At 46.9% G+C, this 11516-nt stretch carries 10 protein-coding genes and 1 pseudogene; 5 read left to right on the top strand and 6 right to left on the bottom strand.

Annotated elements, in window-relative coordinates:
- A pseudogene (locus EXW96_RS00680) lies at positions 1-406 on the top strand (glycoside hydrolase family 117 protein); the annotation flags it as partial.
- A gap of 53 nt (positions 407-459) precedes the next feature.
- Here EXW96_RS00680 and istB read toward each other — a convergent pair.
- From istB to EXW96_RS00665, 3 genes are all read right to left on the bottom strand, one after another.
- Complete coding sequence (istB, locus tag EXW96_RS00675; protein WP_174349575.1) at positions 460-1239, bottom strand: IS21-like element helper ATPase IstB; 780 nt, start codon at positions 1237-1239, stop codon at positions 460-462.
- The gene (istA, locus tag EXW96_RS00670; protein WP_155615814.1) at positions 1236-2831 is read right to left on the bottom strand and encodes an IS21 family transposase; all 1596 of its coding nucleotides are present in this window, start codon (positions 2829-2831) and stop codon (positions 1236-1238) included. The genes istB and istA overlap by 4 nt, the downstream gene beginning before the upstream one ends.
- Positions 2832-2996: 165 nt before the next feature.
- Positions 2997-3791, bottom strand: a complete 795-nt coding sequence (locus EXW96_RS00665; RefSeq protein ID WP_174349592.1) for an IclR family transcriptional regulator — start codon at positions 3789-3791, stop codon at positions 2997-2999.
- Between the two features lie 185 nt (positions 3792-3976).
- On the opposite strand from EXW96_RS00665, the gene EXW96_RS00660 reads away from it, so the two are divergent.
- The 4 genes from EXW96_RS00660 (at position 3977) to EXW96_RS00645 (ending at position 8424) form a co-directional block, all read left to right on the top strand.
- Positions 3977-5083: a mandelate racemase/muconate lactonizing enzyme family protein gene (locus EXW96_RS00660; protein ID WP_174349591.1), complete on the top strand. Its 1107-nt coding sequence runs from the start codon at positions 3977-3979 to the stop codon at positions 5081-5083.
- Between the two features lie 27 nt (positions 5084-5110).
- Positions 5111-6130, top strand: coding sequence for a zinc-dependent alcohol dehydrogenase (locus EXW96_RS00655; protein WP_174349590.1), 1020 nt, complete (start codon positions 5111-5113; stop codon positions 6128-6130).
- A gap of 50 nt (positions 6131-6180) precedes the next feature.
- Positions 6181-6951: an SDR family oxidoreductase gene (locus tag EXW96_RS00650; RefSeq protein ID WP_217437204.1), complete on the top strand. Its 771-nt coding sequence runs from the start codon at positions 6181-6183 to the stop codon at positions 6949-6951.
- A 231-nt stretch (positions 6952-7182) separates the two neighbouring features.
- Complete coding sequence (locus EXW96_RS00645; RefSeq protein ID WP_174349589.1) at positions 7183-8424, top strand: ISL3 family transposase; 1242 nt, start codon at positions 7183-7185, stop codon at positions 8422-8424.
- Positions 8425-8587: 163 nt separating this feature from the next.
- Here EXW96_RS00645 and EXW96_RS00640 read toward each other — a convergent pair whose 3' ends face one another.
- Genes EXW96_RS00640 through EXW96_RS00630 form a run of 3 tightly spaced genes read right to left on the bottom strand, consistent with a single transcriptional unit; the run spans position 8588 to position 11457 of the window.
- On the bottom strand, positions 8588-9613 hold the full coding sequence (locus EXW96_RS00640) for a C-terminal binding protein (RefSeq protein WP_062410247.1): 1026 nt from the start codon (positions 9611-9613) through the stop codon (positions 8588-8590).
- An 18-nt stretch (positions 9614-9631) separates the two neighbouring features.
- Entirely contained in the window at positions 9632-10909 is a 1278-nt protein-coding gene (locus EXW96_RS00635; protein ID WP_174349588.1) for a TRAP transporter large permease, read from the bottom strand.
- Positions 10906-11457: a TRAP transporter small permease gene (locus EXW96_RS00630; RefSeq protein ID WP_074729853.1), complete on the bottom strand. Its 552-nt coding sequence runs from the start codon at positions 11455-11457 to the stop codon at positions 10906-10908. The genes EXW96_RS00635 and EXW96_RS00630 overlap by 4 nt, the downstream gene beginning before the upstream one ends.
- Between the last annotated feature and the right edge of the window lie 59 nt (positions 11458-11516).

Raw genomic sequence — 11516 nt, 5'->3', positions numbered from 1 at the left:
GGGGGTAGCCATTGCCGATCATCCGGAAGGTCCTTATGTGAAATCAGAATACAATCCTGTAACGAACAGCGGACATGAAACGCTCTTATGGCATTATCGTGGTGGAATGGCTGCTTTGTTATCTACGGATGGACCTGAAAAAAATACGATTCAATATGCACCAGATGGCATTAATTTCGAAATTGAGGCTGTAATCAAAAATCCACCAGAGGCAGCAGGCCCATTTCGAACAAAAGACCACGACCGCGGACCTTTGGAAGGTATTCGCTGGGGATTATGTCATGTGATAAATTCTAAATGGCATTATATACAGAAATTCACAACCGATGAAACATATAAACATTATTACAATAATAAAATCAGTCCAGAAGTTTTGTGGCTGGGTAAGAATGTATTTGTCAACTGAAAATCCGGCCACATAATCATTTAATTTCCGGCCACGCGGCATAAAAATAAAAGCTACGCCAACTGCTGTTTTTGCAACCACTCCTTTGTTTCTTTCATGCGATATGAATTTCCGTTCATGTTGACGATGTAAGACTGATGCGTCAGCCGGTCAATCATCGCAGCGGTCATCACCGGATCTTGAAAAATCTCACCCCATCGTTCAAAGGACAGATTGGTCGTAATGATCGTCGATTTACGTCCAGCCCGAAGTGACAGATGGGTAAACAATAATTCAGACCCTTCTTTATCAAACGAGATGTAACCCATCTCATCAGCTATGACCAGATCATACTTCTCGAAACGGTTCTGGAATGCACGTAGAGTCTGTTCCGACCGGCATTCCCTGATCCGGTTCACGAGCAGGGGGACGGTTGTAAACCATACTTTGTAACCCTCCAGGCAAGCTTTCAGACCTAACCCGATGCTAATGTGCGTTTTTCCAGTCCCTGGGTTTCCGGACAGAATTACGTTGCGCCCTTCTCGGATAAAATCTAGCGTTTTCAACAGTTTTAACTTCTTCTGTGCATCTTCCGGCAAGTCCCCGACAACCAAATCTTCGAGATATTTTTTGTGCGTAAATTCCGCCAACCGTATTCGGTTGTACCGGGACGCTTCCCGACGGGCATCGCATTCCTTTTCGAGAAGTTGCGTCAGAAATTCTTCGTAACTGGCGTCCCGTTGAGTCGCTTCCTGAATTTGCTCTTCCAAATGCTTACGAATCATCGGGAGCCGCAATTCTTTGCTGTATTCCAGAATCATTTCCTTCAACGCCTTGCGCGGCGAGTGGCTCATGCAGCGCCCTCCTTCGTTTCTGTCGGCCTAGTATCAAACAATTCATCGTACATGCGCAAATGCTCAACTGATCGCTCCGCAATCTCTTGGCCGGTTTCCGAATGTGTCGTCCGAACCACCGGCGCCAGATCTCGGTTTTTGGCACATAGCACTTTAATTTTATCCGTGGTTACATGGGCTGGGTGGATCCACTCCAATTCCTGAATAGCTTGCTCGATCTCCGCGAAACTGGCATCATCTCGAATATATTGCAATAGTTGTACAAATTCCTTGTTGCGTCTGGTATAATACCTTTCGTAGATTGTTTTTATCTTTTTGGGAGCCTGTTGCCACGCCGCGCTACCGGCGAATGCACCAGGTTTTTTCTTTAGCGTATCTAAATAATGGTTCAAGTCCAGCCGCCACTCATGGCTGCCGGTACACCGTACATGCTCCGCTACTTTCGTTTCTTGGTGAAAACAAAGCACTCGGGTCGAGTACACCTTGATCATGATCGATTCTCCAACCAGATGATCTGGTACGGAGTAACGATTTTGGTCCACCATAATCGTCGCGTATTTATCCGCCCGCCCGTAAAGTACACGGGCTGCGTCAAACGGGGGCGGGGAAGGCAAAAGGGTGGGGCGTTCTTCTTCCAGTCGTTCCTTCGCCGTCTGGCCGTTATTCTCGGTTTGCGGCTTTTGGTTGCGCTGAGTGCACACCTCCTGTAAATATTGGTTCGCTTCTTCAAGCGATTCAAATTCGTGCCGGAAGGCGAAGGCTTTCCGACGCACGACTTCTACGCTGCGTTCCACATGTCCTTTCTCATTGCCGCTGCGAATATTGCAAAACCGGAATTGAAAGCCGTAATAAAGCGACAGTTGGAGTAATCCTTGTGTCGGCTCCTTATCCGTTCCGACGAACCGTTTCACCGCGACTTTCATGTTGTCATACACCATGGTTCGATACACACCGCCGATATGCTGAAAGAACAGGGCATGTGCTTCTTGGAAGCATTCCGTCGTTTGCTTGGTGAACAGGTATGCAAAACGGTAATTCCCATATGCGGATGTGAAGACTGCCATCTGAAAAGTTTGAAACTTTCCATTAATTTTGAGCTTCACTTCACCCCAATCGAATTCGCAAATGTCCCCAAGCTCATACAGTGCCTTTATGTATGCTTCCTTTGGTTTTCGTTCCAAACTACGAACCGTCCGAAGAACAGTACTATAGCTGATTTGGATACCTTCGGCTTCTAGTGCCTCGAAGATATCTACCGCCTTCTTTTGCTGTTTGCGTTGCCCTTGGCTTCGCTTTACTTCGTTCTCATCCAGATGAGCCTGAATCTTAGCTGTCATTTCGTCGGTCAGTTTTCGTTTGGGTCGAATTCCGACTGTATACTTGGGCGCGGTAGTGAGGGCATCAATCAGTGCTTGGATATCCACCGAGTTGTTCCCCTCAGCTAGTAGCTGTTGTCTCCTTTCCTCATATTGCCTGATGTACTTCCCAACCGTCTCCCGATGGATCCCTGTCAATCTTGCAATCTCCCGGCGCGACCTCCCCTCATGAATATGCATCATTAATATTTGTTGCATCGTGTTCATCGCGATCATTCTCTCCCAGCCCCTACTTGTTGATTTTCTCTCCAAGTAGGTTTATCGGTTGTGGCCGGTTTTTCAATGATTTTGCTGGCCTGTTTTTAAGTTACCATAGACATAAGAAAAAATAATCCAAAGGAGAAGAGCCGATTTTTTTCATCGGCTCTTCTCCTTTGGGGATTAAGATAGATAGATGGACCTCATGGATGGCACAAAGCCAAGTCTTTTTGAGATCAGTGAGGATTTTTCGATCAATCTGGCTTCAATTTCATCCTGCATTTCGAAAATTCTGGCTGTAGGCCCAGCGACACTGACAGCAGCAACAACTCTTCCAGTATAATCGAAGATTGGTGCTGCGAAAGAACTCATTCCTTCATCAAATTCTTCGTAATTTTTTGCCACGCCTTTTTTCCTGATTTCACTTAATTCCTGAAGAAACTGTTGATGATCGGTAATTGTTGTGGGGGTAAACCTTTGCAATCCATGTTCACTAATGATTTTATCTACCGTTTCCAGTGAGTAGAAAGCTAGGATTGCCTTACCCAATCCTGTACAGTGAACGGGATGTCTTGTGCCCAGATTCGCATTTGTAATGACAGAAGAAGTTCCTTCAACCTTATAGATACATATCGTTTCTCCTTCATTATAGACAGCGAGAAATGATGTTTGTTCAGTGTGGGCAACCAGATCCTGCATGTGTGGAATTGCAGCTTCCACCAAATCAGTATTATGAAGTCCGGACATTCCGATTTCTATTGCTTTTAACCCAATAAAGTATTTTTCTGTAGAGGGTTCCTGCATCACGAATTTATATTTTTGTAATGTTTCCAAAATGCGATGCGTTGTGCTTTTCGGTAGCTGGGTGGCTTCGGACAATTCACCAATGCCCAAACCACCTTTACCTGAAGCAAGCTTTTCCAGTAAGATCAGTGCACGTTCCAAGGTAGAATTTGTCTTTGGTAAGTTTGAGTTCATCAGATTCTTCCTCCCTTCTAAAACAATCTATCTATCTATCTTATATTAAAGAATATTTCCGAAGCAGTCAATTTGGCAAATTATATTGAGACATAGTTCCAAAATATGTTGACACATTCCATGATGTGTACTACTATAATGTTAATCGGAATAAAAATCGAGAAACCATAGAGGGAGACTATTTAATGGGAACAAAAAACATAACAGATATTACAACAGAGTATTATCGCGTTCCTTTAGCTGAACAATTGGGAGATGCTAGACATGGTATTCATTCAAACTTCGAGTTGATTATTGTAAAAATTTCACTCGAGAACGGTATGTCTGGTGTAGGTTATACCTACACAGGCGGAGTAGGCGGCATGTCAGTATATCAAATGATTGAACAGGATCTCAAGCCGTTTTTAATCGGAAAAGATGCCAGTTGCGTGGAGAAGCTTTGGGAAGAAATGTTTTGGAAAGTTCACTACGTGGGGCGTGGAGGGATTGCATCTTTTGCTATTTCAGCAGTTGATATTGCCCTTTGGGATATACGAGCCAAAAGTATGGATGAGCCACTTTGGAAGCTGCTTGGAGGCAATGATTCTTCCACTAAAGCGTATGCAGGTGCCATTGATTTGAATTTCCCAATGAACAGACTGCTGGACAATATCCAATCATATCTTAACAAAGGATTTCATGCAGTAAAAATCAAGCTGGGACAAGAGAAGCTGAAGGAAGATATTGAACGTGTTGAGGCAGTTCGGCAATTGATTGGACCAGATGTCGTTTTCATGGTTGATGCGAATATGAAATGGTCGGTAGAAACTTCCATCAAAGCCGCAAAGCTGCTCAAACCATTCGACATTTACTGGTTAGAGGAGCCAACAATCCCTGATGATTATGCAGGATTTCGTCGAATCGGAGCAGAGGGTGGACTGTCTTTAGCTGCTGGTGAGAATTTCCATTTGGTGTACGAATTTGTAAACATGATTACACAGGGGCACATCGATTTTCCTCAACCTGATGCGTCGAATATTGGTGGTGTAACGGGTTGGTTAAGAGTGGCCAATCTTGCTTATGCCTATAATCTGCCTGTATGTACACATGGGATGCAAGAACTTCATGTCAGTTTGATGTCAGCGGTTCCTAATGCTGGATATCTTGAAGTTCACAGTTTCCCTATTGACGCATATACGACCAGGCCATTGGTCATCAAGGATGGCAGGGCAGTGGCACCAGATACACCGGGGATTGGTGTCGAATTCCGTTGGGACTTGCTTCAACCCTATAAAGTTGATTTTAATAAATGATCAAAAAGGAAGGAAGTAGAACACATCATGCAAGCTGCTTATTATGAAGGGGAAAAGAAAATTCGAATTGGTTCCTGTGTTCGACAACAACCAGGTCACGGGGAAGTTGAAATCAAAGTTGCTTATGCAGGCATTTGTGGGACAGATATGCATGTTTACCATGGAAACATGGATAACAGGGTGACGAAACCGCATATTATGGGTCATGAAATGTCGGGGGTTGTCAGCAGCGTTGGTGAAGGAGTTACCGATTTTCAGGTCGGGGATAAAGTTACAGTTATGCCCCTTGATCCTTGTGGGGAATGCCCAGCATGTTCGGATGGTTGCAGTCACATTTGCCACAAATTAAATTTTATGGGAATTGAAACGTCTGGAGCTTTTCAAGCGTATTGGACGGTTCCTGCTCGTACGTTGCACCGCTTGCCAGATGAACTGAGCTTTGAATTTGGTGCTTTGATCGAACCATTGGCAGTTGCTTGTCATGATGTCAGGATGGGAAAAGTTGTTCCAGGAGAATATGCTGTAGTACTCGGCGGAGGACCAATTGGAACATTGATTGCACTTGTGGCGAGAGAAGCTGGTGCCAAGGTGGTTGTATCTGAAATCAATCCGTATCGAATTCAGCTCTTGCAAGAGTTGGGTTTTGAAACATGTAATCCAATTGAACAAGATCTTGCAGATTTTGTAGAAAAGGCAACAAATTCAAGAGGAGCAGACATCGTATTCGAGGTCACATCTTCAGTCCCAGGGGCTGAAGTCATGACGAAGCTTCCTCGAGTACGGGGAAGGATTGTTGTAGTCGGCATTTTCAGCAAGCCTGTCCCAGTGGATTTGCATCGCTTCTTTTGGAGAGAGCTTCAACTCATTGGTGCGAGAGTATATGAATCTGAAGACTTTGAAAAGGCTATCCAGCTTGCGGCTTCAGGTAAGTTGCCTTTAGATCGGATTATCACAGAAGTGTTTCCGTTGGAGCAAATTGAGAAAGGATTCAGCCTCATGGAATCCGGCGGAAGTGTCATGAAAGTGTTAGTGAAATGCAATGGGTAATCAGTGACACTGTGCAAATCAATGAAAAAATGAGGGCAGGGGGGTAAAACATGGGGATACTTGATCGTTTTCGACTTGATGGGAAGGTTGCATTAGTGACAGGATGTAAACGCGGGATTGGGAAAGAACTTGCTGTAGCACTTGCAGAAGCGGGTGCGGATATTATTGGAGTCAGCGCGACTCTGGAGGAAACAGGCAGTCAGGTTGAGTCAGAAGTGAAGGAACTTGGTCGTCAATTCACTGGATACTCATGTGATTTTAGTGATCGAAAAGCACTCTATGATTTTATCGACAAAATAAAAAGAAATCACGATCGTGTTGATATTTTGGTCAACAACGCAGGTACGATTAAACGGAAGCCTGCTGCAGATCATGATGACGAATTATGGGATGAAGTCATTGAAGTGAATTTGAATTCCCAATTTGTTTTGGCACGTGAGCTTGGAAAAGGCATGCTGGAACGGGGAAGCGGAAAAATCATCTTTACGGCATCTTTATTAACCTTCCAGGGTGGTATCACAGTTCCGGGATATGCGGCAAGTAAAGGTGGGGTTGGTCAACTGACGAAAGCGTTAGCTAATGAATGGTCGGACAAAGGTGTACAAGTCAATGCTATCGCACCAGGATATATAGCAACGGATAATACAGAACAGTTGCGTAATGATCCTGTTCGTTACGAAGCGATTTTAACCCGAATTCCAGCTGGACGCTGGGGACGACCTGAAGACCTGCAAGGTGCAGTCGTCTATCTTGCTTCGCCAGCTTCTGATTATGTCAGTGGTACGATACTCACTGTTGATGGCGGATGGATGGGGCGTTAATGCTCCATCCGACAATACTGTGAATAATGCAAGATACAAATCATCATGAAGGTTAGTGGTCATAGTTTTATGGAGGGTATCCCACCCACGAAACTTAATATCTCTTACCATTTTTTCAGGTTCAAAACCGAAATCAGTGCTTGACGAATTGATCGAAGGCTAAATATGGAAAAACATCTGCTAATCCTGTATTGTTGTAAGTCCTACCCAACAACAAAGAGGAATAAACAGATGCAAACTCAGTATATCAATGAAATGCTCGACTTACCAGAGCTGAAAATTAAACAAATTCTGTCCATCGATGCCGATGAACTTCACATAGAAGCTCTACCCGTGGACGCCAAGCAATGCTGTCCATGCTGTAAGTCCATTGAACATGTCGTCCGCAAGGGAAGAAATGAACCGCGGATCGTCCGGCATCTTTCCGTATTCGAAAAGCAAACCTACCTGCACGTGCCGTCGATTCGGATGTATTGTACGCGCTGTGAAGCCGGATTTGTGTGGGCGTACGAATTTGTCGGTCCCAAGCAGCGCTACAGCCGACTCTTTCGCTCCCAGACGGTCGAACAAGCGCTGGGGTCCACGGCCGCGCATAGCGCCCGGATGCAGCAAACACCGGCCAGTACCGTACAGCGCATGCATAACGAGGCGGTGCCAGTGGAGTGCGAGCGGATCTACGAACGTGTCTGGGAAGAAGCGCAAGAAACGTCCGGATTGGTTCTGGGGATCGACGACTTTGCCATCAAGAAAGGCCATACGTATAACACCGGCATTCACAACCTCAAAGGCGAGACGATGCTGGACTTGCTGCCCGGTCGAAAGCTGGAGGAACTGCGGGCGTATTCGCAAGAGCATCCTGGCTTCCTGCTGTTGAACCCGAAGGCGGTGGTCATGGATTTAGCTCAGGCGTATCACACGTGGATTCGCGAGTGTTTTCCAAAAGCGATTCGCATTGCCGATCGTTTTCATGTTCACGGTTACGTCATCGAAAGCGTGCAGGCGGTTCGGAAAACCGTGCAGAACACCCTGTCGCCACGGGCGAAGGCTTATCTGAAAGCGAACCATCGGTTGCTCAATCCGCCAGCGGAGTCGCTTGATGAAAAAAGCCGCGAACGTTTGGAAACGCTGCTCCATTACTCCCCTCTACTGCGCGGCGTGTGGGAATGGAAAGAAGCATTTACGACGTGGTACAACTGCTCGCCGAATCTTGCCATTGCCCAATTGGGATTTGAGCGTTGGTGTGAGCAGGGCGATCGGATTGATCACCCCGCCGTCCAAAGCACCCTGAAGACCATGCGCAACTGGAAAGAGGAGATCGTTAACTACCATCAATGCCGCTGGACAAATGCGACTGTAGAAGGCCGCCACAATCGCATCAAAGCCTTTCAGCGCCGCCACTACTTTACACGAAATCGCAGTCGCTATAAGGCTGGCATTCTGATCGAATGCAACCGACATCGGATGTTCGGCTAATTGTCAAGCACTGATTTTGAGATTGAGCCTTTTTTCATCCTCCTTTTTATTACCATTGTACTATTTTAGGAGGTGACTTCAACACACTTTTACGATTTTTTATAGTTTGAACAAAGAATTTATTTCAACACGGTTTTACGAAGAGCCTTTTTTGTTTATCGGGTTAAAGGCTCTGGTAGCGCTGCTCCGGCCGGGAAGGCTTCAGCTCTACCCGCTCTTTCACCTTTTGGTTCACCAGGTACTTCGGATATTCGCCGGCAATCAATACGTCGACTACGCCCATAGCCGCTTTGGAGCGCATCTCCGCCGCCGCTTCTTCGGAATACCATGCCGCATGAGGCGTAAGGATGACGTTATCCATCGAGAGAAGCGGATGATCCTTAGGAATCGGCTCTTCTTCCACCACATCCAGCGCTGCTCCGGCAATCTGCCCTTTGGTCAGGGCGTCGACCAACGCTTTCTCGTGAATGACCGGTCCGCGGGAAGTATTAATAATAATGGCATCCTTCTTCATCCGGGCAAATTGCTGCTCCCCGATCATCCCGCGCGTGGCTTCCATAAGCGGGGCATGCACGGAGATAAAATCGGATTGGGCGCACAGCTCATCCAGCTCGACCAGCGCAACCCCCTTCTCTTCAGCCAAATGCTTCGGAAAATAAGGATCATAAGCCAGGACCTTCAAGCCGAGCGGCTTTACTTTTTCCGCCAGCATCTGAGGGATTTTGCCGAAGCCGACTAAACCGATCGTTCTTCCGCGAAGACGATAAATCGGCTGTGTGACTTTGAAATCCCATTTGCCGTTTTTCACATGATGGTTGGCCAGCGTGATTTTTCGGGTCCAGCTCAGAAGCAGCGCCAGCGCATGGTCGGCCACTTCATCCATACAGTAATCCGGCACGTTGGCAACGCAGATTCCTTTTTCCGTAGCCGCATCGAGATCAATCGTGTTCACGCCGACACCGTAGCGGGTGATCACCTTGCATTTCTCGAGCGCCTCGATCACCTTGCGGCCGATCGGCGCGTATTGGTTGATGAGCGCATCGGCGTCACGGCATGCTTCGATCACGTCTTCCTCGGTTTTGCATTGGGCGGAAACCAATTTGATGGAGTCGTGGCGAAGCAGCACGTTTTCCTCAAACCGCAGATCTGCGTATTCCCAATCGGTAACGACAACTTTCCATTTTTTCATCTCTTGTGTCCTCCTCTATCAAGTAAACCAATCAAGCGGTACAAGTACAATTTGCGGGAACAGGGTGAGAAGAAGCAGAATAATCACTTCAACCAGCAAGAATGGCCAAACGCCCCTCATAATATCTTCCATACTGAGCTTTCCGACCCCGGCCGCTACGTTCAGTACGGTTCCTACCGGCGGAGTAAGCAATCCAATGGAGCAGTTGAGGACAAACAAAAGTCCGAAAAGCACCGGATCGATTCCTGCAGCATCGATAATCGGCATAAGCACCGGCGTCAGGATCAAAATCGTAGGCGTCAAATCCATCGCCGTTCCAACCAGGAAAACGACAAGATTAATCATCATCAATAAAAGCAATTGATTATCCATTAACGGGCCAAGCATGTTCGTCAGCTCGTTGGGAATATTGGCTACGGTAATCAGCCAGGAGGAAACCAGCGCAGCAGCAGCCAGGAACATCACGACGCTGGTCGTTTTGCCTGCCGCCACCAAAACCTGGTACAAATCCTTCAGCTTCAGCTCGCGATAGACGACAAGACCGACGAACAGCGCATAAAAGGCGGCAACGACGGCGGCTTCCGCCGGTGTAAAGGCTCCACCGCGCAAACCGACGATAATAATGACCGGCAAAATAAGCGCCCATATCGCTTGGACCGAGGCCTTCAAAATTTCCTTCGCGGATTTTTTCGGGAATACTTTGTAGTTATCTTTGCGTACGATCAAATACCAGGCAATGGTCAAACCGACGCCAAGCAATAAACCGGGAACAATACCGGCCATAAACAATTTGGTAATCGAAACACCGCTGGTCACGCCAAAAATGATCATAGGGATGCTTGGCGGAATGGTCGGCGCAATGATCCCGCCGGCGGCGATCAACCCGGCGGACCGATTTTTGTTATACCCTGCCGCCACCATCATTGGAATTAAAATCGCTCCGAGTGCAGCCGTATCGGCTACAGCGGAACCGGATAGTCCTGCGAACATGACGCTTCCGATAATCGCAACGTAACCGAGGCCGCCTTTGATATGACCGACGAGAGCCATAGCGAAGTTAATGATGCGCTTGGAAATACCTCCCGCATTCATCAGCTCCCCCGCCAGGATAAAGAACGGAATCGCGAGCAGCGGGAAATTGTCGGCGCCGTCAATCAGGTTCTGGGCCATAATCTGACTGTCGAAAATATCCATCGTATACATTAGCACCATCCCGCTGACGAGCAGCGAAAAGGCGATCGGGATGCCAAGCGCCATAGCGCCCAGCAGAGATCCAAGAAATACGGTAACGATCATCTTGGAACCTCCTTATTTCCAGAGGTGTTCACATGCGTAATGATTTCCTCAGATTCGTGGATTTGCATATATTTATTGACATCCTCATTAGCGAACAGCACACGGTACAGCTTAAAAATGATGATCAGCCCCATACCTATACCCATGATAATACCCGTTCCGTAAATCAACGTTAGCGGCAAGCCTGTCGCCGGTGCCGTACTGCCGGCGTTAAGCAGCGTAATTTTCCAGCTCCCTTCGACCACCAGGTAGATAACGGCCAGCAAAATCACATTACTGATGATGAATACGATCTTTTTCAGCGGCTTCGATAATCTTTTGACCAGCATATCGACACCCAGATGGGAATTTTCCTTGAATGCAATAACTGCGCCGAGAAGCACAAGCCATATGAATAAAAATCGGGCCATTTCCTCGGACCATGTAATGCCGGAGTTAAACAAATAGCGTAACACGACATTTCCAAAAACCAGGATAGCCATGAGCGATAGCGCCAAAGCAATGAAACCGTTAAACAGATTCTCAACCGCTTTTCCTACATTTTTCACGCGGATACTCCCTCCTCTGTTGTAATCGAGAAAACGTGTTGTCGGGGCATTCCAAGTCG

It is taken from the genome of Paenibacillus sp. JMULE4 (assembly GCF_013337105.1).
GTDB lineage: Bacteria > Bacillota > Bacilli > Paenibacillales > NBRC-103111 > Paenibacillus_G > Paenibacillus_G naphthalenovorans.
Note: the sequence above shows the minus strand (reverse complement) of the source record. Positions and strands in the feature narration are given on the sequence as shown.